The sequence below is a fragment of the Pseudomonas sp. IT-P44 genome, assembly GCF_949768225.1.
Classification (GTDB): Bacteria; Pseudomonadota; Gammaproteobacteria; order Pseudomonadales; family Pseudomonadaceae; genus Aquipseudomonas; species Aquipseudomonas migulae.
In genome coordinates this window covers 215815-239876 of sequence record NZ_CATKQM010000035.1, presented here as the reverse complement: position 1 = coordinate 239876, position 24062 = coordinate 215815, and the positions used below count along the sequence as shown (strand labels likewise).

Here is a 24062-nt window from a genome sequence, read left to right as displayed (position 1 = left end):
GAGACCTGTCCTTTGTAGGAGCCGGCTTGCTAGCGATAGCATCGCCTCGGATTGTCAGTCGTACCGGAGTGATGCAATCGCCAGCAAGCCGGCTCCTACAGAGGGCAGGCCTCCACATTGAACGAGATCTACCGATGAACAACGCTCTGTCCCAGTTGCAGCCTTACCCGTTCGAGAAGCTCCGCGCCCTGCTCGGCAGCGTCACGCCAAACCCGGACAAGCGCCCTATCGCGCTGTCCATCGGCGAGCCGAAGCACCGTTCGCCAAGCTTTGTCGCCGAAGCCCTGGCAAGCAATCTGGACCAGATGGCCGTGTATCCGACCACCCTCGGCATTGCTGCCCTGCGTGAAGCCATCGCCGCGTGGTGCGAACGCCGCTTCAACGTGCCGAACGGCTGGCTCGACCCGGCACGCAACGTGCTGCCGGTCAACGGCACCCGCGAAGCGCTGTTCGCGTTCACCCAGACCGTGGTCAACCGTGGCGACGACGCCCTGGTGGTCAGCCCGAACCCGTTCTATCAGATCTATGAAGGTGCCGCGTTCCTCGCCGGCGCCAAGCCGCATTACCTGCCGTGCCTGGACGAGAATGGCTTCAACCCGGATTTCGATGCCGTTCCCCCGGACATCTGGAAGCGTTGCCAGATCCTGTTCCTGTGCTCGCCGGGCAACCCGACCGGCGCGCTCATCCCGGTCGAAACCCTGAAAAAGCTGATCGCCCTGGCCGATGAGTACGACTTCGTGATCGCTGCGGACGAGTGCTACAGCGAACTGTATTTCAACGAACAAACCCCGCCCGCCGGCCTGCTCAGCGCCTGCGCGGAACTGGGCCGCAAGGACTTCAAACGCTGCGTGGTGTTCCACAGTCTGTCCAAGCGCTCCAACCTGCCGGGCCTGCGTTCGGGTTTCGTGGCGGGTGATGCCGACATTCTCAAAGGCTTCCTGCTGTACCGCACCTACCACGGCTGCGCGATGCCGGTTCAGACTCAACTGGCCAGCGTTGCTGCGTGGAATGACGAAGTGCATGTGCGCGCCAACCGTGCGCTGTATCGCGAGAAGTATGACGCGGTGCTGGAAATCCTCGGCCCGGTGATGGACGTGCAGCGCCCGGATGGCGGTTTTTACCTGTGGCCGAATGTTGAAGGTGATGACGAGGCGTTCTGCCGCGATCTGTTCGTCGAAGAACACGTGACCGTGGTGCCTGGCTCTTATCTGTCCCGTGACGTTGACGGCGCGAATCCGGGTGCCGGTCGGGTGCGCATGGCGCTGGTTGCGCCACTGGCCGAGTGTGTGGAAGCCGCTGAACGTATCCGCGCCTTCATCCAGCGCCGCAAATAAACACAAACCTGTAGGTGCCGGCTTGCCGGCACGAGCGACGCTATTTCACCTGCCCCAGATTGGCTTCGCTCAAGTCCAGCTCCCCCAGCACCTCGCGCAACACGTCATCACCAATCTGGTGATGACGGCTGAGCTTATACAACTCCAGGCGTTGCGCCCGCAGCGCCTTCAAGCGCAGACGCCGTTCCAGCAGGTCCATCTGAAACGCCAGCGCCTGGGCTTCCGCCGAATCGTTGAACACCTCCAGTTGATGCCGATACTCGGACATGATCCGTGCCTTGAGTTCGACAGCGAGCGCTGCCTGGGCGGCGTCCTGCGGATTGGCCTCTTCGGTTTCGAGCGCATGAATGGCGGCTTCGGCGGTCTTGCGCCAGGCATCGCGCACTTCACTGCGACGTTTGTCGTCAGGGCTCTTCTCGATGCCGCGAAGCAACATTGGCAATGCAATGCACGCGGCAATCAGCGACAGCAGAATGACCCCGGCCGCGATGAAAATCAGCAGATCGCGCTCAGGAAACGCCTCATTCCCCATCAGTATCGGTACTGACAACACACCCGCCAGCGTCACCGCACCGCGCACCCCGCCGACGGTCAACAACCAGCAAGAGCGCGCCGTCGGCACTTGCGTCATTTCGCCCTTGCCGCGCCAGCGACGCAGCAGCCCCGACAATCGCCAGATGCTCTGCACCCAGACAAACCGCAACACCACCAACACCAGGAAAATCGCCACCACGTCGAGGCAGCGATACAGCAGCGTTGGCCACAACGAAGTTTCGTGGCTGGCCACGGCTTTGATGATGTCCGGCAACTGCAAACCCAGCAGCAGGAAGATCAGCCCGTTAAACGCGAACTCCAGCAGTGACCAGACGCTGCGGTTGAGCAGTCGGGTGCTGGTCTGGCGCGGCAGCAGATCGAGCCAGCTCTGCATCATGCCCGCCGCCACGGCAGACAGAATCCCCGAGCCCCCCAGGCGTTCGGCCAGCACGTAAGCCGCAAACGGCAGCAACAACATGAAGACCACGTGAGTCGCCGGATCATCCCAACCGCGAGCGATCATCCACGAGCGCAAGCGCCCGACCAGCCAGCTCAACGCAACACCAACCGCCAGGCCACCGACCGCCACCAACACGAACGTCAGACTGGCGTTGGCCAGCGAGAACACCCCGGTCACCGCCGCGACCAGGGCGAACTTGAAGGTCACCAGGCCCGACGCGTCATTCATCAGCGCCTCGCCCTGCAACATGTGCATCAGTGGTGTCGGCAGTCGGTTTTGAGAAATCGCCGAGACGGCCACCGCGTCCGTTGGTGACAACACCGCCGCCAAGGCAAAGGCCACCGGCAGCGGAATGCTCGGCAGCAACCAATGGATGAAGTAACCCGCACCGACGACGGTAAACAGCACCAGGCCGACCGCCAAGGTCAGGATCGGCCCCCGCAGTCGCCAAAGTTCGCGCTTGGGCATGCGCCAGCCGTCGGAGAACAACAGCGGCGGCAGAAACAAAAACAGAAACAATTCCGGATCCAGGGCGACGTGCAAACCGAGCGTCGGCCAGGCCAGCAAGGCGCCGGCACCGATTTGCACCAGCGGCAATGGCAACGGGATCACGCGTCCGACCAGGCGCGAAACACTGACCAGCATCAACAGGATCAGGACGGTGTAGGCGGTTTGCATAAAGCGCGGTTCCCGGACAATCGACAGCATTGAAGTGCCATATTAGCCGCTTAGACTGCGGGTTGACCGTTGTACCAATGTCGCAGGCTGTCGCCAGTCTCGAAAAACCCCCAAACCCTGCAGGAGCCGAGCTTGCTCGCGAAAGCGGAAGGTCAGCCACTATCAATGTTGAATGTTAAGCCGCTTTCGCGAGCAAGCTCGGCTCCTACAGGGTTTTGCGTTTTAAGCGGACGGTCATGGCATAATCCGTCACCTTTTTTTTCCAGCACCTGTAAAGGGGGCAATTCCTTGACCGATTCAAGCAAAACGTTGCACCTTTTCGGCATCAAAGCCTGCGACACCATGAAAAAGGCGCGCACCTGGCTCGATGAACACGCTGTCAGCTATGACTTTCATGATTACAAAGCGGTCGGAATCGATCGTGAACACCTGAGCCAATGGTGCGACGAGCACGGCTGGCAAGTGGTGTTGAACCGTGCAGGCACGACCTTTCGCAAGCTCGACGACGAACGCAAAGCCGATCTCGACCAGCCGAAAGCCATCGAACTGATGCTCGCACAACCCTCGATGATCAAGCGCCCGGTGCTCGATCTCGGTGACCGAACCCTGATTGGCTTCAAGCCAGATATCTACGCGGCAGCGCTCAAGTAAGCCAGCCCGTTCAATTTTGTTAGAGGTATTTACATGTCCACTTCCGTATTCAGCCTGGCCTTTGGTGTCGGCACTCAAAATCGTCAGGGCGCATGGCTCGAAGTGTTTTACGCTCAGCCGCTGCTCAACCCGTCGGCCGATCTGGTCGCGGCCATCGCGCCGGTTCTGGGTTACACCGAAGGCAATCAGGCCATCGCGTTCAGCACCGCCCAGGCTTCGCAACTGGCTGAAGCACTGAAAGGTGTCGACGCAGCCCAGGCTGCCCTGCTGACCCGTCTGGCCGAAAGCCACAAGCCGCTGGTCGCCACCATTCTGGCCGAAGATGCGCCGCTGACTTCCACGCCTGAGGCTTACCTCAAGCTGCACCTGCTGTCCCATCGCCTGGTCAAGCCGCACGGCCTGAACCTGGCCGGCGTGTTCCCGCTGCTGCCGAACGTCGCATGGACCAGCCAGGGCGCGATCGACCTCGCCGAACTGGCCGAACATCAACTGGAAGCCCGTCTGCGCGGCGAGCTGCTGGAAGTTTTCTCGGTAGACAAATTCCCGAAAATGACCGACTACGTCGTGCCGGCCGGCGTGCGTATCGCTGATGCCGCCCGTATCCGTCTGGGCGCTTACGTCGGCGAAGGCACAACCGTGATGCACGAAGGTTTCGTCAACTTCAACGCTGGCACCGAAGGCCCGGGCATGATCGAAGGCCGCGTTTCCGCCGGCGTGTTCGTCGGCAAGGGTTCGGACCTGGGCGGCGGTTGCTCGACCATGGGCACCCTGTCGGGCGGCGGCAACATCGTGATCAAGGTTGGCGAAGGCTGCCTGATCGGCGCCAACGCCGGTATCGGTATCCCGTTGGGCGACCGCAACACCGTTGAATCGGGCCTGTACGTGACTGCTGGCACCAAAGTGGCGCTGCTGGACGAAAACAACAAACTGGTCAAAGTCGTGAAGGCTCGTGAACTGGCCGGTCAGCCGGACCTGCTGTTCCGCCGCAATTCGGAAACCGGTGCCGTGGAATGCAAAACCCACAAATCGGCGATCGAACTGAACGAAGCGCTGCACGCTCACAACTAAGCAGAGCGTCACGACCACTTGTAGGAGCAAAGCTTGCTCGCGAAGGGGCCCTCGAGGCCGCAAAAAGCTTCGCGGGCAAGCCTCGCTCCTACAGGGACTGCATACACCTGTCAGATCAGGCGTACGTCCGCCCATGTTTAGCAGGGCCCGATACCATGATGATTCTCTCCCCCTGGCGCGCCGATTTTCCGGCCATCGCCGCCCTGCAACGGCAAGACCAGACCTATCTGGACAACGCCGCCACCACGCAAAAACCTCAAGCCCTTCTGGATGCCCTGGCGCATTACTACGCCAATGGCGCAGCCAACGTGCATCGGGCGCAACACTTGCCCGGCGCGCATGCCACCCAGGCGTTCGAGGACAGCCGCAATAAAGTCGCGCAATGGCTGAATGCCGGTGATTGCGGGCAGATCATCTTCACCCACGGCGCGACCTCTGCGCTGAACCTCCTCGCCTATGGCCTGGAACATCTTTTCTATCCGGGCGATGAAATTGTCATCAGCGCCCTGGAGCATCACGCCAACCTGCTGCCATGGCAGCAACTGGCCCACCGTCGCGATCTGAAACTGGTGATCCTGCCGCTGGACGCCGACGGCTTGATCGACCTGGATGCCGCCGCCGCGTTGATCGGCCCGCGAACCCGCTTGCTGGCGGTCAGTCAGCTGTCCAATGTGCTCGGCGCCTGGCAGCCATTGCCCGCGCTGCTGGCGATGGCCAAGGCACACAACGCGTTGACCGTGGTCGATGGCGCCCAAGGCGTGGTCCATGGCCGACACGATGTGCAGGCGCTGGGTTGCGACTTTTATGTCTTTTCCAGCCACAAGCTCTATGGCCCGGATGGCCTGGGGGTGTTGTTCGGCCGCCATGAGGCGCTCAAGCAACTGCGCCATTGGCAGTTCGGCGGCGAAATGGTGCTGGATGCGGATTACCAGAACGCGCGCTTTCGTCCTGCTCCGCTGGGTTTCGAGGCAGGAACGCCGCCGATCTCCAGCGTGATTGGTCTCGGTGCGACGCTCGATTACCTCGCTGGCCTCGATCAGGACGCGGTTTCGGCCCATGAAGCCGCGCTGCATGACTATTTGTTGAAAGGTCTCGAGGCGCGCAACGGCATTCGTCTGCTGGGCAAACCGCAACTGGCCTTGGCGAGTTTTGTCGTCGAGGGTGTGCATAACTCTGATCTGGCGCACTTGCTGACAGAACAAGGCATCGCGGTGCGCGCCGGTCATCATTGCGCGATGCCGCTGCTGAAAAGCTTTGAACTGGCCGGGGCGATTCGGGTGTCGTTGGCGCTTTACAACGACTCCGAGGACCTGCAACGGTTCTTTGATGCGCTGGATCAAGCGCTGGAGTTGTTGCGATGAACCTCCCTGCTGATGCCGAAATGGCGCTCGAAACTTTTCAGGCCGCCGCAGGCTGGGAGCAACGCGCGCGACTGCTGATGCAATGGGGCGACCGGCTGCCGGCATTGAGCGATGTGGATAAGGTCGACGCCAACCGCGTGCATGGCTGTGAAAGTCAGGTGTGGTTGGTGGGATCGTTGCAGGACGGCCACTGGCAGTTTGCCGCGAGCAGCGATGCGCGGTTGATTCGCGGGTTGGTGGCGTTGTTGCTGGCGCGAGTTAACGGGTTGTCGGCGGTCGAATTGCAGCAGGTGGATTTGCCGGACTGGTTCAACCAGCTTGGACTCAGCCGGCAGTTGTCACCTTCGCGCAGCAATGGCCTCAATGCCGTGCTTCAGCGAATGAATGAGTTGGCCGCGCCCCTGTAGGAGCGAGGCTTGCCCGCGAAGGCGCCGTACCTGACACACCGCTTTCGCGGGCAAGCCTCGCTCCTACAGGTATTGCAAACCATTTCCTGTCAGGCAGGTTTAACCCGATCCGCCGGGCGCCGCACACCCGCCACAATCTTATCCACAGCCTTGGTCGCCGCGACCATGCCGAACGTCGCCGTCACCATCATCACCGCACCAAACCCGCCCGCGCAGTCCAGCTTCACGCCATCCCCGACAAAACTCTTCTGCAGGCAAATGCTGCCGTCCGGTTTCGGATAACGCAGCTGCTCGGTGGAGAACACGCACGGAACGCTGTAATGGCGGGTCACGGTACGGGAGAAGTTGTAATCGCGGCGCAGGGTCGAGCGCACTTTCGAGGCCAACGGGTCGTTGAATGTGCGGTTCAGGTCGCAGACCTGGATCAACGTCGGGTCGATCTGCCCGCCCGCCCCGCCCGTGGTGATGATCTGGATCTTGCGGCGTTTGCACCAGGCAATCAGCGCAGCCTTGGCGTTGACGCTGTCGATGCAGTCGATCACACAGTCGATGTTCGGCGTGATGTATTCGGCCATGGTGTCGCGGGTGACGAAATCCGCCACCGCGTGCACCGTGCAATCCGGGTTGATCCCGCGCAGGCGCTCAGCCATCACCTCGACCTTGGGCTTGCCGACGGTGCTGTCCAGCGCATGCAACTGACGGTTGGCGTTGCTGACGCAGACGTCGTCGAGGTCGAACAGCGAAATCTCGCCCACGCCACACCGCGCCACCGCTTCCGCAGCCCAGGAACCGACGCCACCGACGCCGACGATCGCCACGTGCGCCGCGCGCAAGCGCTCTAGCCCTTCGATGCCATACAAACGGGCGATGCCTGCAAACCGCGGATCTTCTGTACTCATGACCATTACCCCAAAAACCGGCGCGCATTATAGGGCTTCGCAGCGGCAAGTTTTAAGTTTCAAGCTACAAGTGTAAGAACTTATGTGAAAGCCGATTGCCCAATGTCGTGCAATTCCCTGTCCGATGTACGTTCAGTGAACTGCCGGTGTAGGATGCGCGCCCCTTGGCGATCGCCAACCGTTCCTTCGTTCCACAGCCTTTGGAACCCGAAATAGCTATGTCATCGCGTAAATTTGGACTCAACCTGGTCGTGGTGCTCGCCATCGCAGCCTTGTTTACCGGCTTCTGGGCGCTGATCAATCGCCCGGTCACCGCCCCCAACTGGCCTGAACAGATCTCCGGTTTCTCGTACTCGCCATTCCAGCAAGGCCAGTATCCGCAGAAAGAGCAGTACCCGACCGACGATCAAATGCGTCGCGATCTGGAGATCATGAGCAAGCTGACGGACAACATCCGTACCTACTCGGTCGATGGCACCTTGGGAGACATTCCCAAACTGGCAGAGGAATTCGGCCTGCGGGTTACCCTGGGGATCTGGATCAGCCCGGACCTGGAACGCAACGAGCGGGAAATCACCCGGGCCATCGAAATCGCCAACTCCTCACGCAGCGTGGTTCGTGTGGTCGTAGGCAACGAGGCCATCTTCCGTAAGGAAATTACCGCTGCCGAACTGAGCGTGCTCCTTGATCGCGTTCGCGCAGCCGTGAAGGTGCCGGTCACCACGTCCGAGCAATGGCACGTCTGGGAAGAACACCCGGAACTGGCCAAGCACGTCGACCTGATTGCCGCGCACGTCCTGCCTTACTGGGAATACATCCCGGTGGACAAGGCCGGCCAGTTCGTCCTCGACCGCGCTCGCGATCTGAAAAAGATGTTCCCGAAAAAACCGCTGCTGCTCTCGGAGGTTGGCTGGCCGAGCAACGGCCGCATGCGTGGCGGCACCGATGCGAGCCCGGCAGATCAGGCGATCTACCTGCGTACGCTGGTGAACAAGCTTAACCGCCAGGGTTTCAACTACTTCGTGATCGAAGCGTTCGACCAGCCGTGGAAGGCCAGTGACGAAGGTTCGGTGGGCGCGTATTGGGGCGTGTTCAACGCTGCGCGTCAGCAGAAATTCAACTTCGAAGGCCCGGTCGTCGCGATCCCGCAATGGCGCGTGCTGGCCATCGGCTCGGCGGTGTTGGCCCTGCTGTCCCTGACCTTGCTGATGATTGACGGCTCGGCCCTGCGTCAACGTGGCCGCACCTTCCTGACTTTTATCGCCTTCTTGTGCGGTTCGGTGCTGGTGTGGATCGGCTACGACTACAGTCAGCAATACAGCACCTGGTTCAGCCTGACCGTAGGATTTCTCCTCGCACTCGGCGCACTCGGGGTCTTTATCGTCCTGCTGACCGAGGCGCATGAACTGGCCGAAGCGGTCTGGACCCACAAACGCCGGCGTGAATTCCTGCCGGTGGTGGGCGATTCGGACTACAGGCCGAAAGTCTCGATTCACGTGCCGTGCTACAACGAGCCGCCGGAGATGGTCAAACAGACCCTCAACGCCCTAGCCAACCTCGACTATCCGGACTTCGAAGTCCTGATCATCGACAACAACACCAAGGACCCGGCCGTCTGGGAGCCGGTGCGCGATTACTGCGCAACCCTCGGCCCGCGCTTCAAGTTCTTCCACGTCGCACCGCTCGCCGGCTTCAAGGGCGGCGCGCTGAACTACCTGATTCCGCACACCGCCAAAGATGCCGAAGTGATTGCGGTGATCGACTCTGACTACTGCGTCGACCCGAACTGGCTCAAGCACATGGTGCCGCACTTCGCCGATCCGAAAATCGCTGTGGTGCAGTCGCCGCAGGATTATCGCGACCAGAACGAAAGCACCTTCAAGAAGCTCTGCTACGCGGAATACAAAGGCTTCTTCCACATCGGCATGGTCACCCGTAACGACCGCGACGCGATCATCCAGCACGGCACCATGACCATGACCCGACGCTCGGTGCTCGAGGAACTCGGCTGGGCCGACTGGTGCATCTGCGAAGACGCCGAGTTGGGTCTGCGCGTGTTCGAGAAAGGCTTGTCGGCGGCGTACTACCACACCAGCTACGGCAAAGGCCTGATGCCCGATACCTTTATCGACTTCAAGAAACAGCGTTTCCGCTGGGCCTACGGTGCGATTCAGATCATCAAGCGTCACACCGCCAGTCTGCTGCGCGGCAAGGACACCGAGCTGACCCGTGGCCAGCGCTACCACTTCCTCGCGGGCTGGTTGCCGTGGGTGGCGGATGGCATGAACATCTTCTTCACCGTGGGCGCACTGTTGTGGTCGGCGGCGATGATCATCGTGCCGCAGCGGGTCGATCCGCCGTTGCTGATTTTCGCGATCCCGCCATTGGCGCTGTTCGTGTTCAAGGTCGGCAAGATCATCTTCCTCTACCGTCGCGCCGTTGGCGTGAACCTCAAGGATGCGTTCTGCGCGGCGCTGGCCGGGCTGGCGTTGTCGCACACCATCGCCAAAGCGGTGCTGTACGGCTTCTTCACCAGCAGCATTCCGTTCTTCCGCACGCCGAAAAACGCCGATAACCACGGCTTCTGGGTGGCGATTTCGGAAGCGCGTGAAGAGATGTTCATCATGCTGCTGTTGTGGGGCGCGGCGCTGGGGATCTTCCTGGTGAACGGGCTGCCGAGCAACGACATGCGCTTCTGGGTGATCATGTTGCTGGTGCAGTCGCTGCCGTACCTGGCGGCGCTGATCATGGCGTTCCTGTCCTCGCTGCCTAAACCGGCCGTCGAGGCCGAAACGGCACCGGCAGTCTAAATCTTTGCAGATGTACTAAACGGCGGCCAATGGCCGCCGTTTTGCTTTAAGATAACCGCCATTTTCCAGGCCTTGCCCCCCATTTCCCGTAGGAGCGAGGCTTGCCCGCGAACGAAGCGACTCGGTGTAACAGATACACCTCATTATCGTTCTTCGCGGGCAAGTCGGATCGCCGCATCGCTCGCTCCTACAGATAACGCACCGGAGTTTTTCCATGACGGCCCACGCCGACCTTTCGCCGACCCTTCAACTCGCCATCGACCTGATCCGCCGTCCGTCCGTGACGCCGGTCGACGCCGATTGCCAGAAGCAGATGATGCAGCGCCTGGGCGATGCCGGTTTTATGCTTGAGCCAATGCGCATCGAAGATGTGGATAACTTCTGGGCCACCCACGGCAAACACGACGGCCCGGTGCTGTGCTTCGCCGGCCACACCGACGTGGTCCCGACCGGCCCGGTGACCGCCTGGCAGATCGACCCGTTCAACGCGCTGATCGACGAACACGGCATGCTCTGCGGTCGTGGCGCAGCGGACATGAAAGGCAGCCTGGCGTCCATGACCGTGGCCGCCGAGCGCTTCGTCGCCGATTACCCGGATCACAAGGGCAAAGTCGCGTTCCTGATCACCAGCGATGAAGAAGGCCCGGCGCACCACGGCACCAAAGCGGTGGTTGAACGCCTGGCGGCGCGCAAGGAGCGTCTGGACTGGTGCATCGTCGGCGAACCGTCGAGCACTACGCTGGTCGGTGACGTGGTCAAGAATGGCCGTCGCGGTTCCCTCGGCGCCAAGCTGACCGTACGCGGTGTGCAAGGTCACGTTGCGTATCCGCACCTCGCCAAGAACCCGATCCACCTCGCCGCCCCGGCGCTGGCCGAACTGGCCGCCGAGCATTGGGACCACGGCAACGATTTCTTCCCGCCGACCAGTTTCCAGATTTCCAATGTGAATTCCGGCACTGGCGCGACCAACGTGATCCCCGGTGATCTGATAGCGGTGTTCAATTTCCGCTTCTCCACCGAGTCCACTGTTGAAGGCTTGCAGAAGCGCGTCGCCGATATCCTCGACAAGCATGGCCTGGACTGGCACATCGACTGGGCGCTGTCCGGTCTGCCGTTCCTCACCGAACCGGGCGCGTTGCTGGACGCCGTCGCGTCGAGCATCAAGGACATCACCGGTCGCGAAACCAAAGCCTCCACCAGCGGTGGCACCTCCGATGGGCGCTTTATCGCGACCATGGGTACACAGGTGGTTGAACTGGGCCCGGTCAACGCGACGATCCACCAGGTCAACGAGCGCGTGCTGGCCGCCGACCTCGACGTGCTGACCGAAATCTACTACCAGACCCTGATCAAGTTGCTCGCCTGATGCTTGCCTGCCCGATCTGCAGCGAACCGCTGAACGCGGTGGACAACGGCGTGGCCTGCCCCGCCGGGCATCGTTTCGACCGCGCGCGCCAGGGTTACCTGAACCTGTTGCCGGTGCAGCACAAGAACAGCCGCGACCCTGGGGATAACCTGGCGATGGTCGAAGCCCGGCGCGACTTCCTGAACGCCGGCCATTACGCGCCGGTGGCCAGGCGTCTCGCTGAGCTGGCAGCTCAATACGCGCCGCAGCGCTGGCTCGACATCGGTTGTGGCGAGGGTTACTACACCGCGCAAATTGCCGAAGCCTTGCCGAACGCTGACGGTTACGCGCTGGACATCTCCCGGGAAGCGGTCAAACGCGCCTGCAAACGCAACCCGCAGCTGACCTGGTTGATCGCCAGCATGGCGCGGGTGCCGTTGGCGTCCGGCAGTTGTCAGTTTCTCGCCAGCGTCTTCAGCCCGCTGGACTGGGAAGAAGCCAAACGCCTGCTCAGCCCCGGCGGCGGTTTGATGAAAGTCGGGCCGACCAGCGGCCACCTGATGGAATTGCGCGAGCGGCTGTACGACGAAGTGCGTGAGTACACCGACGACAAGCATCTGGCCCTGGTGCCGGACGGCATGGCGCTGCAACACAGTGAAACGCTGGAATTCAAGCTGACGCTTGCAAGTGGTCAGGATCGCGCCAACCTGTTGGCCATGACGCCTCACGGCTGGCGCGCCAGTGCCGAACGCCGGGCGGCGGTCATCGAACAAGTGGAACCGTTCGAGGTCACTGTTTCGATGCGCTACGATTATTTTGTTCTTCAATCTTAATTTTTGGTCTTGAGCAGCAGCTTGAGGCCGGCTAAATCCGCGAATGGATTTTTCAGACCCGCAGTGAGGACATCCATGCGCCAACCCGATATCGAGATTTACCTGAAAGACGCCGACGTCGACCACAAGGCCGTATCCGCCTGGCTCGGCGCGGCTCTGGGCCCGTGCACCGATTGGGTTCAGAAAGGTCAGACCTACAAGTGCAAGGCTGGCAACGTGCCAGTGACCTGGCTGCCGAAAGCGGTAGGAAAATGGAACAGCCTGTACCTGGAAAGCGACCAGACCCCGTGGGAAGACGACATCGCCTGCGCCCGCGCCGCGTTTGCCGCGCTGAACGTAGAAGTACGTTGCGCGCCGGGCAGTTGGGTCGAGGAAGAAGGTGAAGAGACAGCGGATCGCTGGATGCGCATCAGCGCCGATGGCGAAGAAGAGATCACCTGGAAAACTGCTTAACCCATCACACCACGAACCTGTAGGAGCGTGGCTTGCCCGCGAAGCTTTTAGCGTCAGTGATGACGCCTTCGCGGGCAAGCCTCGCTCCTACAGTAGGTTTTGGGTGATCTTGAGGGTGGGTTTACAGCCCCACCACATCCTCAGCCTGCAACCCCTTCTCCCCCGTCACAACGCCGTACTCGACCTGCTGGCCTTCAGTCAGCGAACGATGCCCCTCACCGCGAATCGCGCGGTAGTGCACGAACACGTCCACCCCGTCCTCGCGCTGGATGAAACCGTAGCCCTTGGCGTCGTTGAACCACTTCACGTTGCCGGTTTCGCGTGTTGCCATTTGTTCATACTCCCTTTTTATTATTGATCGGGCTTTTCGCAGGAAAGCCTCGGGAACGTCAGCCTGCGCATACCGGTCCCATGAGGGTGACGGCGACAGTGCGCCGAGTATATGTCAGACATTTAATCTCTCAATAGCACTTTGATTGCCGCTTTTTTGCCGATTTTCAGTGAATCCGGCACACTATCGACCGCCCGAGCAAACGCTCGGTTTATTCCACTCACGCAGAAGCCGTATGACCCGTTCCCCGTTCCGCCGTCTTGTGTTTGGCACCCTGCGCCGACTGCTCTATCTCTGGGTTCGCTCGGAGACGATCAATCAGTCGTCGTTCACCCTCAACCTCGACCGCAGCCGTCCGGTGTTCTACGTCCTGCAAAACCCTTCGCTGACCGACCTCGCCGTGGTCGACACCGAATGCAGCAAGGCGGGCCTGCCGCGCCCGGTGCTGCCGGTGTCTGTCGGCAATCTGCTGGAGCCTGCCGCGTTCTTTTACCTGACACCGGAGCCCGACTGGCTCGGTCGCCAGGACAAACGCGGCGCGCCACCGACCCTGACCCGACTGGTCAGCGCCCTGAGCCAGAACGCTGCCGAAGACGCGCAGATCATTCCGGTCAGCGTGTTCTGGGGCCAGTCGCCGGACAGCGAATCGAGTCCGTGGAAGCTGCTGTTCGCCGATAGCTGGGCGGTTACCGGGCGCCTGCGCCGCTTGCTGAGCATCATCGTGCTGGGGCGCAAGACCCGCGTGCAATTCTCCGCGCCGATCCACCTGCGTGAACTGATCGAGCACGACAAGGGCCACGAGCGCACCGTGCGCATGGCCCAACGGATTCTGCGGGTGCACTTCCGCAACCTCAAAGCCGCGGTGATCGGCCCGGACATTTCCCACCGCCGCAACCTGGTCAAAGGCCTGCTCAACCAGCCGCTGGTCAAGCAAGCGATCCTCGACGAAGCCGAACGCGAGAATATCTCCCCGGAGAAAGCCAAGGCCCAGGCCCTGCGCTACGGCAACGAGATCGCCTCGGACTACACCTACACCGCGATCCGCTTCATGGAAGTGGTGCTGAGCTGGTTCTGGAACAAGATCTACGACGGCATCAAGGTCAACAACATCGAAGGCGTGCAGAAAGTCGCCCCGGGTTACGAAGTGATCTATGTGCCGTGCCACCGCAGCCATATCGACTACCTGCTGCTGTCCTATCTGCTGTTCCGCAACGGCCTGACCCCGCCGCACATCGCCGCCGGGATCAACCTCAACATGCCAGGGATCGGCGGCCTGCTGCGTCGTGGCGGCGCATTCTTCATGCGCCGTACCTTCAAGGGCAACCCGCTGTACACCTCGGTGTTCAACGAATACCTGCACACCCTGTTCACCAAAGGTTTTCCGGTCGAGTATTTCGTCGAGGGAGGCCGCTCGCGCACCGGGCGCATGTTGCAACCGAAAACCGGGATGCTCGCGATCACCTTGCGCAGCTTCCTGCGCTCCTCGCGCATGCCGATCGTGTTCGTGCCGGTGTACATCGGCTACGAGCGCGTACTGGAAGGCCGGACTTACCTCGGCGAACTGCGTGGTGCGAGCAAGAAGAAAGAATCGATCTTCGACATCTTCAAAGTCATCGGCGCCCTGAAGCAGCGTTTCGGCCAGGTGGCGGTGAACTTCGGCGAGCCGATCAAACTGGCGGAATTCCTCGACAGCGAACAGCCAGACTGGCGTCAACAGGAACTCGGCCCGCAGTTCAAACCGGCCTGGCTCAACGAAACCACCAACCGCCTCGGCGAGAAAGTCGCGCAGCACCTGAACGAAGCGGCAGCGATCAATCCGGTCAACCTCGTGGCGTTGGCATTGCTCTCCACCAGTCGTTTGGCACTGGACGATCGCGCCATGGCGCGGGTGCTGGATCTGTATCTGGCGCTGCTGCGCAAGGTTCCGTACTCGCCGCACACCACGCTGCCGGAAGGTGACGGACGCGCGTTGATCGAGCATGTGAAGGACATGGACCTGCTGTCCGAGCAAAGCGATGCGCTGGGCAAAATCCTCTATCTGGATGAGCAAAACGCCGTCCTGATGACTTACTACCGCAACAACGTGCTGCACATTTTCGCGTTGCCGGCGTTGCTCGCGAGTTTCTTCCAGAGTGCGTCGCGCATGAGCCGCGAGCAGATCCTGCGCTACACCCGCGCACTGTATCCGTACCTGCAATCGGAGCTGTTCATTCGCTGGTCGCTGGACGAACTGGATGCCGTGATCGATCAATGGCTCGAAGCGTTCGTCGAGCAAGGCCTGCTGCGTTTCGAGAACGACGTTTACCTGCGCCCGGCACCAAGCTCGCGGCATTTCGTGTTGCTGACGCTGCTGTCGAAGAGCATCGCCCAGACCTTGCAGCGCTTCTACATGACGGTCTCCCTGCTGCTCAACAGCGGCCAGAACAGCATCAGCGCCGAAGAACTGGAAGACCTCTGCACCGTCATGGCCCAGCGCCTGTCGATCCTGCATGGCTTAAACGCGCCGGAATTTTTCGACAAGAGCCTGTTCCGCCACTTCATCCAGACGATGCTCGACCTCGACGTGCTCAAGCGTGACGAGGCCGGCAAGCTGAGCTATCACGAACTGCTCGGCGAACTGGCCGAAGGTGCGGCGAAACGGGTGTTGTCGGCGGAGATCCGCTTGTCGATCCGTCAGGTGGCGTTGCATCGCAGCGAAGATGCGGCGGAGTTGGTCACGCCTGTTTGATCGCACGGCCCCCAGGGGTTCAGAAGCAAGGAAGCTTCCGATCCACGCTGACATCAATTCACCCCGCATAACAGGAATTGCCCTACATCCGGTTCAATAGCCTGAGCGATAGGCTGACTGCTCGTCATTTCCGACGAAAAATTTGATAAGGAAATCAAAATGAGTAGCGATACCTTAAAGAGCATCAGTGGCAAAGTGCACTACCTTCCAAGGATTGGGCTTTCGCCGAACTCCACACTTTATGTCAGCCTGCAAGATATCTCTCTGATAGACGGCCCCGGGAAAGAACTGGCCCGGCAAGTGACCCGGAATGCAGAAACCGAGGGGTTGAACTTTACCCTGACGTACAGGGCAGCGGACTTCATTCCCGGTCACACCTACGCAATTCGTGCATCTATCACAGACAATGACAGATTGGCCTTTACCACCACGCAACTTCACGAGGTGTTGCTGGATGTCGATTACTTGCAGCCACAGGAAGTTCTGGTCAGCCTCGTCAGTGAGCCGCTGTCAGTGTAATCGGCCTATCAGCGTCAAGACTTCCTAGCAACAAGTTGTTGGGCGATATTGCCCGCAAAATCCGCTAAATTGTCGTTGGCACCAGCCTTCTTCAGGTGCCAACGACAAGGATTGAATGCATGAAAAAACTTCCGCTTCTGGGACTGGCTGTTTTGCTCAGTGCCTGCCAAACCCCGCAACCCGCCGCCAAAACCAGCCTCGATGGCGAAGTCTTCTACCTGCAACGCATCGCCCTGCCGCCGACTGCCACCCTGAGCGTCAGCTTGCAGGACGTATCGCTGGCCGACGCTCCTGCCGTGGTACTCGACGAGCAGAAAGGCCCGGTCAAAGGCCAGGTGCCACTGCCGTTCCATCTGAGTTACGATCCGGCCCAGGTCAAACCCGGCCATCGTTATTCCGTCAGCGCGCGAATCGAAGTGAATGGCCAACTGATGTTCTTCACCACCGAACATCACGCCGTACAACTGAATGGCAGCGACCCGCAGCCACTGAAAATTCGCGTCGACGCCGTCCGTTAATTCTTTTTTTGCTCATTTTTTTCCGAACAAGGAAGCCGCCATGTTCCGCCCTACCCTTCGCTTCGCCGGCCTGTGTGCAGGTTTGATGATTTCCGCCAGTGCCATGGCGCTGTCACTCAGTGACTTGTCGCAAAAGGACGCTACCGGTGGTCTCAAGGATGCCCTGACCCAAGGCGCGCAACTGGCCGTGAAACAACTCGGCACGCCGGGCGGCTTCAGTAACAACCCGGACGTGAAAATCGAACTGCCGGGCAAACTGGGCAAGGTTGCCAGCAAGATGAAGCAATTCGGCATGGGCGATCAGGTCGATCAGCTGGAAACCAGCATGAACAAAGCGGCGGAAACGGCCGTGGTCCAGGCTCAGCCGATCCTCGTGGATGCCGTGAAGAAGATGACGGTCGACGATGCCAAGGGCATTCTCAGCGGCGGTAATGACTCCGCCACGCAATACCTGAACAAAACCAGCCGCGAACAGATCCGCGCCAAGTTCCTGCCGATCGTCAAACAAGCCACCGACCAGGTTGGCCTGGCCAAGCAGTACAACTCGTTCGCCGGACAAGCCGCGACCATGGGCGTGGTGGATGCGAAAAGCGCCAACATCGAAAGCTACGTGACCGAGCAGGCCCTGAACGGTTTGTTCGAGATGATCGGCAAACAGGAAGAAACCATTCGCCAGAACCCTGCGGCGGCGGCGACCAGTTTGGCGAAGAAGGTGTTTGGTTCGCTCTAAGCCTCAACACAACGCCATTGTGGGAACGAGACCGGCTTGCCGGCGAATACAGAGTGTCAGTCGAATTTGATGTCGATTGACACACCGCGTTCGCCGGCAAGCCGGCTCCTACAAAGGCGTGGTACATCCGCGAAAACAGGTCGGCTGTCAGGCCGCCATCGTCGGAACGCCGCCCGCAGCGAGCCGGCTCCTACAGGGGATCGGCGTACACTCGCTTCTCACCACTCATCAGGCCGAGCGTTAGCTCGCCTGCAGCTCTTGATCTTGATCCACCCGCCCCTTCGGGAGGCCGAGTGGAGGTTCTGCGCAGTGGGCAACCCGGCATGGATGCCGGGTTAGCCGCCCCCGGCCATGGATGGCCGATGGCGGCGGGCCCACGGAGCAGGACCGGAGCGAGGGTACGCCGAGCCTTAGCGAGGGGCCGGACGCCGGGGCGAGCCTTTTTGGGTACTTTTTTGGCGTTTGAAAAAAGTGCCTCGCCGTAAGGGCGAAACCATAAGCGGCCGTAACCGCAGAAATGGATATGTACTTAATAACCAAGAACCTGGTCGGCCCGAAGGCCGCCAAGACCACCCATCAAACCGTTTCTTTCTTGATGCGGAACCACGCCGCATACAGCGCCGGCAAAAACAGCAACGTCAACGCCGTCGCGACAATCAATCCACCCATGATCGCCACCGCCATCGGCCCGAAGAACACGCTGCGTGACAGCGGGATCATCGCCAATACGGCGGCGAGTGCGGTCAGCACGATCGGCCGGAAACGACGCACCGTGGCTTCGATAATCGCCTGCCACGGTTTGAGCCCGGCGGCGATGTCCTGCTCGATCTGGTCTACCAGAATCACCGAGTTACGCATGATCATCCCGGACAGCGCGATGGTCCCGAGCATGGCCACGAAACCGAACGGCTGGCGGAACACCATCAGGAACAGGGTCACCCCGATCAATCCCAATGGCGCTGTAAGAAACACCATCACCGTGCGTGAGAAGCTTCGCAGTTGCAGCATCAACAACGTCAGCACCACAACGATGAACAGCGGCACACCGGCCTTCACCGAATTCTGCCCACGGGCGGAATCTTCCACGGTGCCGCCGACTTCCAGCAAGTAGCCGTCAGGCAGTTCCGCGCGGATCGGATCGAGCGTCGGCATGATCTGCTGCACCAGCGTCGCCGGTTGTTCCTTGCCATAGATATCGGCGCGGACCGTCACGTTCGGCAAGCGGTTTCGATGCCAGATGATGCCCTCTTCAAAACCGTATTCCAGCGTCGCGATCTGCGACAACGCCACGCTGCGACCGTTGTCGGTCGGCACCGCCAGGCTTGGCAGCAACGACAGTTCAGTGCGTTCATGCAACGTGCCGCGCAGCAGGATTTCGATCAACTCGTTGTCTTCGCGGTACTGACTGACGCTGGAACCGGTCAGCGAGCTTTGCAGAAACTTCGACAGGTTCGCGGTGCTCACGCCCAGCGCGCGGGCGCGGTCCTGATCGACGTTCAGATAAACCACTTTGCTCGGCTCTTCCCAGTCCAGGTGGACGTTGGCCACATGGGGATTCTCGCGAACCTTGGCCGCCACTTTTCGAGCCAGGGCACGGACGTCCTCGATGTGTTCGCCGGTGACCCGGAACTGCACCGGATAGCCCACTGGCGGGCCGTTTTCCAGACGCGTCACCCGCGAACGCAGGGCCGGGAATTGCTCGTTGAGGGTTTCGATCAGCCAGGTGCGCAAGGTTTCGCGGTCCTCGATGGTCTTGGCCAGGACGACAAACTGGGCGAAGCTCGCCGCAGGAAGTTGCTGATCCAGCGGCAGGTAAAAGCGCGGCGAACCGGTACCGACGTAGGCCACGTAATTATCGATGCCAGCGTGATCCTTCAGTAAACCTTCAAGGCGTTTAACCTCGTCGGCGGTGTTGCTCAGCGAAGCGCCTTCGGCCAGTTTCAGATCGACCATCAACTCCAGTCGTCCCGAGGCCGGGAAGAACTGCTGCGGTACAAAACGGAACAACACGATGGAGGCGATAAACAACACCACTGTCAACGTGATCACCGTTTTGCGCCAGCGCACGCACCACTCCACCAGGCGTCGGACACGTTCATAAAAAGGCGTGGCGTACGGATCAGGCTGACCAATGCCGTGTTTCGCTGCATGAATCTTCGCCAGGTCCGGCAGGAGTTTTTCCCCCAGATACGGCACGAAAACCACGGCGGCAATCCACGACGCCAGCAGCGCGATGGTCACTACCTGGAAGATCGAACGCGTGTACTCGCCAGTGCCCGATTGCGCAGTGGCAATCGGCAGGAAACCGGCAGCCGTGATCAGCGTGCCGGTGAGCATCGGGAACGCGGTGCTGGTCCAGGCGTAACTCGCGGCTTTGATCCGGTCAAAGCCCTGCTCCATTTTGATCGCCATCATTTCCACGGCGATGATCGCGTCGTCCACCAACAAGCCCAACGCCAGCACCAGCGCGCCAAGGGAAATCTTGTGCAGGCCGATGCCCAGGTAATACATGCAGGCGAAGGTCATCGCCAACACCAGCGGAATCGCCAGCGCCACCACCATGCCGGTGCGTACGCCGAGGGAGAAGAAGCTCACCAACAGCACGATGGCCAGGGCTTCCACCAACACTTGGACAAACTCACCGACACCGGTTTTCACCGCGGCGGGTTGATCGGAAACCTTGCGCAGCTGCATGCCGGCCGGAAGGTTTTTCTGGATCCTGGCGAACTCGATTTCCAGCGCCTTGCCCAGCACCAGAATGTCGCCGCCGTCCTTCATCGCCACGGCCAGACCGATGGCGTCTTCGGCCATGAAACGCATGCGCGGCGCCGGAGGATCGTTGAAACCACGACGCACGTCCGCGACATCGGAGATACGGAACGTGCGATCACCGACGCGAATCGGGAAGTTCCTGATTTCTTCGACCGTCTGAAAATTCCCCGAAACCCGTAGCTGCAATCGCTCACTGGTGGTTTCAAAGAAACCGGCCGTGGACATCGCGTTCTGCTCTTCAAGCGCCTGCTGCACCGCTGCCAACGGTAAACCGAGGGTGGCGAGCTTGACGTTGGAGAGTTCGATCCAGACCTTCTCGTCCTGCAACCCGAGCAGGTCGACCTTGCCCACATCCTTGACCCGTTGCAGCTGAATCTGGATGCGGTCGGCGTAGTCCTTGAGCACCGCGTAATCAAAACCGTCGCCGGTCAGCGCGTAGATGTTGCCGAAGGTGGTGCCGAATTCATCGTTGAAGAACGGGCCCTGAATGCCCGGTGGCAAGGTATGACGAATGTCGCCGATCTTCTTGCGGACCTGATACCAGAGATCCGGAATTTCCACCGAGTGCATGGAGTCACGCGCAACGAACGTCACCTGGGATTCACCCGGTCGAGAGAACGACACGATGCGCTCGTACTCGCCGGTTTCCATCAGCTTCTTTTCAATGCGTTCACTGACCTGGCGCGACACTTCCTCGGCGGTGGCCCCCGGCCAGTTGGTGCGGATCACCATGGCCTTGAAGGTGAACGGCGGGTCTTCGCTCTGGCCCAGTTTGGTGTAGGAAAGTGCGCCGACAATCGCCAGCAACAGCATCAGGAACAGTACGATCTGGCGGTTACGCAGCGCCCATTCGGAAAGATTGAAACCCATCGGGGATTACTCCTTGCCCGCAAGATTGACCACGCGGTTGGAGCGATCCACCGGGCGCACTTGCTGCCCGTCGTGAAGCACATGCACACCGGCCGCCACCACCCAGTCACTGGCGTTCAGGCCTTCGAGCACCGGCACGGTTTTCTCGCCGAACGGGCCGACCCGGACCGGCGCTTTCTTCAGGGTGTTGTTGGCGCTGAGCACCCACACGTAGGTGGCACCGTTTTCGGCGGTAACCGCCGAGAGCGGTACCGACAGCGCCACGACGTCGGCAGTCTGGATAAACACCCGGGCGCTCTGGCCGAGCTCGGCCGGAACCTTGCCGGCGGCAAACGCAATGCGGGCAGCGAAGGTGCGGGATTTCGGGTCGGCGGCAGGCGACAACTCACGGATGCGCCCGGCAAAACGCTGGTCAGGTTGGGTCCAGAGTTCCACCGACACCGGCTGGCCGACCTTGAAACGACCGAAGCTCTGTTCCGGCAGGCTGATCAACACTTCGCGCTCGCCATCGGTGGCGAGGGTAAACACGGTTTGACCGGCGGCGACGACTTGCCCGACTTCCACCGCACGCTTCGCCACGACGCCGTCCTGCGGAGCACGCAGCACGGCGTAGCTAGCCTGGTTGGTCGAGACGTTGAATTCGGCCTTGATCTGCTTCAGGCGCGCTTCACCGGATCTGTATAGATTTTCGGAATTGTCGTACTGCGAGCGGCTGACCATCTGACGATCCATCAGGGTCTTGTAGCGATCGCGCTCGGCACGTACGAGATTGAGATTGGCCTCGGCCGCCGCGACCTGAGCGCGGGTGGCTTCCAGTTGCAGGCGGACGTCCTGGGGATCGAGTTCGGCCAGCGGTTGATCGGCCTTGACCCGCTGTCCTTCTTCGACCAGTCGTCGGCTGACTTTGCCGCCAATGCGAAACGCCAGATCCGGCTCGTAGCGAGCACGGACTTCACCGGGATAGCTTTCCATCGCCTGCGCCGAAGGCTCTGGCTGCACCACCATGGCCGGTCGGACGGTGACTTGCGGTGCCTCTTCGTGACCACACGCAGACAATAAAAGCGCCAGACTGACTGGCAATGCGAGGGGCAAGGCATAGCGGAACATGGTGAAGGACCTTTCGCTAATGGTGCTTGGAATAATTATACTGACCAGTATGTTATTAATAGCAAACTCACCAGTCCAGTATTAAAAGCGAATAATGCCGAACAACTTTTCAGCACCCAATGGTCCGGGCCGCCCCAAGGATCTGGCCAAACGCCAGGCAATCCTCGATGCGGCGAAAATCCTGTTCCTGAGCAATGGCTATGCGAGCACCAGCATGGACGCCGTCGCGGCCGAAGCTGGCGTGTCGAAGCTGACCGTCTACAGCCATTTCAACGACAAGGAGACGCTGTTCTCCGCCGCCGTTGTCGCCAAATGCGAAGAGCAATTGCCTACGCTGTTTTTCGAATTGCCTGACGGCATTTCAGTGGAGACGGTGCTGTTGAATATCGCGCGCGGCTTTCATCACCTGATCAACAGCGATGAATCGGTGAACCTGCACCGGTTGATGATGACGCTGGGCAGCCAGGACCCGAAACTCTCGCAGATCTTCTTCGAGGCCGGGCCAGAACGCATGCTGCATGGCATGGAACGGCTACTGACCAAGGTTGATCAGAGCGGTGTGTTGAGCATCGACAAGCCACGTAACGCGGCGGAGCATTTCTTTTGCCTGCTCAAGGGCGCGGGGAATTTTCGGTTGTTGTATGGCTGTGGCGAACCGTTGACCGGGGATGCGGCGGAGGAACATGTGCGGGAAGTGGTGGGGTTGTTTATGCGGGCTTATCGTCCCTAGTCAGCCTGATAGATTGATATCGTTCTAACGGACGCCTTCGCGGGCAAGCCTCGCTCCTACAGGGTAGTGTCGTTCGCAAAAAATGTGATCGACTCTAAATCTGTAGGAGCGAGGCTTGCCCGCGAAGGGGGCGACGCGGTCTTAAGGCTTGAGCGCCTTCTTCGGATAAATGTCATACCGACTGGATTTCCCGTCCAGCGCATGGCTCGGCTTCGGCCCGGCAATGCACGGTGCCTTGCGCGGACGCTTCACCACCACCCGGTGGCTGGCCAATGCCAACGCCGCTTCGAGCAACGCCGGTGCATCCGGGTCATCCCCCACCAACGGCCGGAACAGGCGCATTTCCTTCTTCACCAGCGCAGTTTTCTCACGATGGGGAAACATCGGGTCGAGGTAGATGACCTGCGGCGGCTCGCCTTCCCAGTTGCGCATGACTTCGATCGAGTTGCCCTTGAGCAATCGCATGCGCGCCACAATCGACGCCACGTCGAAATCTTCCGCGCCGCGCGCCAGACCATCCTCAAGCAAGGCACCAATCAGCGGCTGACGTTCGATCAGGCTCATCTCACAACCCAGGCTCGCCAGCACGAATGCATCCTTGCCCAACCCCGCCGTGGCGTCCAGCACCCGCGGGCGCACGCCCTGAGCGATGCCGACCGCCTTGGCGATCATCTGACCGGTGCCACCGCCGAACAACCGGCGATGGGCGGCGCCACCCTCGACGAAGTCCACCCGCACCGGTCCCGGTGCGTCCGGGCCGAGCTGTTGCAGTTGCAAACCCTGTTCACCCACCTGCAAGGCAAATTCGCCGTCATCGACCTGCAAAGGCAGGCCCAGGCGCTCGGCCCATTGCTCGGCCTGTGGCTGAAAAGCCGTGCCCAGGGCCTCGACATGGATGCGGCAAGCCGCCGGTTGCTCAATCAT

General features: G+C 60.6%; 20 protein-coding genes. 14 read left to right on the top strand and 6 right to left on the bottom strand.

The genetic code is table 11. The features are described from left to right. The first annotated feature begins 134 nt into the window (after positions 1 to 134). Positions 135 to 1334, top strand: coding sequence for a succinyldiaminopimelate transaminase (dapC, locus tag ACM6IO_RS19250; RefSeq protein ID WP_414912041.1), 1200 nt, complete (start codon positions 135 to 137; stop codon positions 1332 to 1334). Positions 1335 to 1374: 40 nt separating this feature from the next. Here dapC and ACM6IO_RS19245 read toward each other — a convergent pair whose 3' ends face one another. Continuing rightward, positions 1375 to 3006 carry a Na+/H+ antiporter gene (locus ACM6IO_RS19245; RefSeq protein WP_414912040.1) on the bottom strand — a complete coding sequence of 544 codons (1632 nt, stop codon included), beginning with the start codon at positions 3004 to 3006 and terminating at the stop codon, positions 1375 to 1377. Positions 3007 to 3294: 288 nt separating this feature from the next. Here ACM6IO_RS19245 and ACM6IO_RS19240 point away from each other — a divergent pair, with 288 nt between their 5' ends. From ACM6IO_RS19240 to ACM6IO_RS19225, 4 genes are all read left to right on the top strand, one after another. After that, on the top strand, positions 3295 to 3657 hold the full coding sequence (locus ACM6IO_RS19240) for an ArsC family reductase (protein ID WP_008039388.1): 363 nt from the start codon (positions 3295 to 3297) through the stop codon (positions 3655 to 3657). A gap of 33 nt (positions 3658 to 3690) precedes the next feature. Beyond that, complete coding sequence (dapD, locus tag ACM6IO_RS19235; protein ID WP_008039387.1) at positions 3691 to 4725, top strand: 2,3,4,5-tetrahydropyridine-2,6-dicarboxylate N-succinyltransferase; 1035 nt, start codon at positions 3691 to 3693, stop codon at positions 4723 to 4725. 155 nt (positions 4726 to 4880) lie between these two features. Further along, positions 4881 to 6086 carry an aminotransferase class V-fold PLP-dependent enzyme gene (locus ACM6IO_RS19230; RefSeq protein WP_414912039.1) on the top strand — a complete coding sequence of 402 codons (1206 nt, stop codon included), beginning with the start codon at positions 4881 to 4883 and terminating at the stop codon, positions 6084 to 6086. Further along, positions 6083 to 6493: a SufE family protein gene (locus ACM6IO_RS19225; RefSeq protein ID WP_414912038.1), complete on the top strand. Its 411-nt coding sequence runs from the start codon at positions 6083 to 6085 to the stop codon at positions 6491 to 6493. The genes ACM6IO_RS19230 and ACM6IO_RS19225 overlap by 4 nt, the downstream gene beginning before the upstream one ends. An 89-nt stretch (positions 6494 to 6582) precedes the next feature. Here ACM6IO_RS19225 and tcdA read toward each other — a convergent pair whose 3' ends face one another. After that, positions 6583 to 7392: a tRNA cyclic N6-threonylcarbamoyladenosine(37) synthase TcdA gene (gene tcdA / locus ACM6IO_RS19220; RefSeq protein ID WP_192228490.1), complete on the bottom strand. Its 810-nt coding sequence runs from the start codon at positions 7390 to 7392 to the stop codon at positions 6583 to 6585. Positions 7393 to 7610: 218 nt separating this feature from the next. On the opposite strand from tcdA, the gene ACM6IO_RS19215 reads away from it, so the two are divergent. From ACM6IO_RS19215 to ACM6IO_RS19200, 4 genes are all read left to right on the top strand, one after another. Beyond that, positions 7611 to 10202, top strand: coding sequence for a glycosyltransferase (locus ACM6IO_RS19215; protein WP_032829235.1), 2592 nt, complete (start codon positions 7611 to 7613; stop codon positions 10200 to 10202). A 214-nt stretch (positions 10203 to 10416) separates the two neighbouring features. Further along, on the top strand, positions 10417 to 11568 hold the full coding sequence (gene dapE / locus ACM6IO_RS19210; protein ID WP_226298698.1) for a succinyl-diaminopimelate desuccinylase: 1152 nt from the start codon (positions 10417 to 10419) through the stop codon (positions 11566 to 11568). Further along, positions 11568 to 12380 (top strand): putative RNA methyltransferase, encoded by an 813-nt coding sequence (locus ACM6IO_RS19205; protein ID WP_008039372.1) that lies wholly within the window; start codon positions 11568 to 11570, stop codon positions 12378 to 12380. The genes dapE and ACM6IO_RS19205 overlap by 1 nt, the downstream gene beginning before the upstream one ends. A 75-nt stretch (positions 12381 to 12455) precedes the next feature. Next, entirely contained in the window at positions 12456 to 12833 is a 378-nt protein-coding gene (locus ACM6IO_RS19200; RefSeq protein ID WP_008035469.1) for a hypothetical protein, read from the top strand. Positions 12834 to 12954: 121 nt separating this feature from the next. Here ACM6IO_RS19200 and ACM6IO_RS19195 read toward each other — a convergent pair whose 3' ends face one another. Next, positions 12955 to 13164 carry a cold-shock protein gene (locus tag ACM6IO_RS19195; RefSeq protein ID WP_008035470.1) on the bottom strand — a complete coding sequence of 70 codons (210 nt, stop codon included), beginning with the start codon at positions 13162 to 13164 and terminating at the stop codon, positions 12955 to 12957. A gap of 235 nt (positions 13165 to 13399) precedes the next feature. On the opposite strand from ACM6IO_RS19195, the gene plsB reads away from it, so the two are divergent. The 4 genes from plsB (at position 13400) to ACM6IO_RS19175 (ending at position 17659) form a co-directional block, all read left to right on the top strand. After that, positions 13400 to 15892, top strand: a complete 2493-nt coding sequence (plsB, locus tag ACM6IO_RS19190; protein ID WP_223435932.1) for a glycerol-3-phosphate 1-O-acyltransferase PlsB — start codon at positions 13400 to 13402, stop codon at positions 15890 to 15892. Between the two features lie 159 nt (positions 15893 to 16051). Further along, complete coding sequence (locus ACM6IO_RS19185) at positions 16052 to 16411, top strand: YbaY family lipoprotein (protein WP_223481646.1); 360 nt, start codon at positions 16052 to 16054, stop codon at positions 16409 to 16411. A 119-nt stretch (positions 16412 to 16530) separates the two neighbouring features. Next, the gene (locus ACM6IO_RS19180; RefSeq protein WP_414912037.1) at positions 16531 to 16929 is read left to right on the top strand and encodes a YbaY family lipoprotein; all 399 of its coding nucleotides are present in this window, start codon (positions 16531 to 16533) and stop codon (positions 16927 to 16929) included. A gap of 40 nt (positions 16930 to 16969) precedes the next feature. Further along, positions 16970 to 17659, top strand: a complete 690-nt coding sequence (locus ACM6IO_RS19175; protein WP_008039365.1) for a DUF4197 domain-containing protein — start codon at positions 16970 to 16972, stop codon at positions 17657 to 17659. 576 nt (positions 17660 to 18235) lie between these two features. On the opposite strand, the gene ACM6IO_RS19170 is transcribed toward ACM6IO_RS19175, so the two are convergent. Together ACM6IO_RS19170 and ACM6IO_RS19165 are read right to left on the bottom strand one after the other, a co-directional pair. Next, the gene (locus ACM6IO_RS19170; RefSeq protein WP_192228486.1) at positions 18236 to 21301 is read right to left on the bottom strand and encodes an efflux RND transporter permease subunit; all 3066 of its coding nucleotides are present in this window, start codon (positions 21299 to 21301) and stop codon (positions 18236 to 18238) included. A 6-nt stretch (positions 21302 to 21307) separates the two neighbouring features. Then, on the bottom strand, positions 21308 to 22408 hold the full coding sequence (locus ACM6IO_RS19165) for an efflux RND transporter periplasmic adaptor subunit (protein WP_414912036.1): 1101 nt from the start codon (positions 22406 to 22408) through the stop codon (positions 21308 to 21310). 94 nt (positions 22409 to 22502) lie between these two features. Here ACM6IO_RS19165 and ACM6IO_RS19160 point away from each other — a divergent pair, with 94 nt between their 5' ends. Further along, the gene (locus ACM6IO_RS19160; RefSeq protein WP_207285819.1) at positions 22503 to 23138 is read left to right on the top strand and encodes a TetR/AcrR family transcriptional regulator; all 636 of its coding nucleotides are present in this window, start codon (positions 22503 to 22505) and stop codon (positions 23136 to 23138) included. Positions 23139 to 23279: 141 nt separating this feature from the next. On the opposite strand, the gene ACM6IO_RS19155 is transcribed toward ACM6IO_RS19160, so the two are convergent. After that, the gene (locus tag ACM6IO_RS19155) at positions 23280 to 24062 is read right to left on the bottom strand and encodes a class I SAM-dependent methyltransferase (protein ID WP_008035485.1); all 783 of its coding nucleotides are present in this window, start codon (positions 24060 to 24062) and stop codon (positions 23280 to 23282) included.

What these genes read in the sequence shown, in the direction of transcription:
- dapC (WP_414912041.1), top strand. Translation starts at nt 135, where the DNA reads ATGAACAACGCTCTGTCCCAGTTGCAGCCTTACCCGTTCGAGAAGCTC.
- ACM6IO_RS19245 (WP_414912040.1), bottom strand. Translation starts at nt 3,006, where the DNA reads ATGCAAACCGCCTACACCGTCCTGATCCTGTTGATGCTGGTCAGTGTT.
- dapD (WP_008039387.1), top strand. Translation starts at nt 3,691, where the DNA reads ATGTCCACTTCCGTATTCAGCCTGGCCTTTGGTGTCGGCACTCAAAAT.
- ACM6IO_RS19230 (WP_414912039.1), top strand. Translation starts at nt 4,881, where the DNA reads ATGATGATTCTCTCCCCCTGGCGCGCCGATTTTCCGGCCATCGCCGCC.
- ACM6IO_RS19225 (WP_414912038.1), top strand. Translation starts at nt 6,083, where the DNA reads ATGAACCTCCCTGCTGATGCCGAAATGGCGCTCGAAACTTTTCAGGCC.
- tcdA (WP_192228490.1), bottom strand. Translation starts at nt 7,392, where the DNA reads ATGAGTACAGAAGATCCGCGGTTTGCAGGCATCGCCCGTTTGTATGGC.
- ACM6IO_RS19215 (WP_032829235.1), top strand. Translation starts at nt 7,611, where the DNA reads ATGTCATCGCGTAAATTTGGACTCAACCTGGTCGTGGTGCTCGCCATC.
- dapE (WP_226298698.1), top strand. Translation starts at nt 10,417, where the DNA reads ATGACGGCCCACGCCGACCTTTCGCCGACCCTTCAACTCGCCATCGAC.
- ACM6IO_RS19205 (WP_008039372.1), top strand. Translation starts at nt 11,568, where the DNA reads ATGCTTGCCTGCCCGATCTGCAGCGAACCGCTGAACGCGGTGGACAAC.
- ACM6IO_RS19200 (WP_008035469.1), top strand. Translation starts at nt 12,456, where the DNA reads ATGCGCCAACCCGATATCGAGATTTACCTGAAAGACGCCGACGTCGAC.
- ACM6IO_RS19195 (WP_008035470.1), bottom strand. Translation starts at nt 13,164, where the DNA reads ATGGCAACACGCGAAACCGGCAACGTGAAGTGGTTCAACGACGCCAAG.
- plsB (WP_223435932.1), top strand. Translation starts at nt 13,400, where the DNA reads ATGACCCGTTCCCCGTTCCGCCGTCTTGTGTTTGGCACCCTGCGCCGA.
- ACM6IO_RS19185 (WP_223481646.1), top strand. Translation starts at nt 16,052, where the DNA reads ATGAGTAGCGATACCTTAAAGAGCATCAGTGGCAAAGTGCACTACCTT.
- ACM6IO_RS19180 (WP_414912037.1), top strand. Translation starts at nt 16,531, where the DNA reads ATGAAAAAACTTCCGCTTCTGGGACTGGCTGTTTTGCTCAGTGCCTGC.
- ACM6IO_RS19175 (WP_008039365.1), top strand. Translation starts at nt 16,970, where the DNA reads ATGTTCCGCCCTACCCTTCGCTTCGCCGGCCTGTGTGCAGGTTTGATG.
- ACM6IO_RS19170 (WP_192228486.1), bottom strand. Translation starts at nt 21,301, where the DNA reads ATGGGTTTCAATCTTTCCGAATGGGCGCTGCGTAACCGCCAGATCGTA.
- ACM6IO_RS19165 (WP_414912036.1), bottom strand. Translation starts at nt 22,408, where the DNA reads ATGTTCCGCTATGCCTTGCCCCTCGCATTGCCAGTCAGTCTGGCGCTT.
- ACM6IO_RS19160 (WP_207285819.1), top strand. Translation starts at nt 22,503, where the DNA reads ATGCCGAACAACTTTTCAGCACCCAATGGTCCGGGCCGCCCCAAGGAT.
- ACM6IO_RS19155 (WP_008035485.1), bottom strand. Translation starts at nt 24,062, where the DNA reads ATGATTGAGCAACCGGCGGCTTGCCGCATCCATGTCGAGGCCCTGGGC.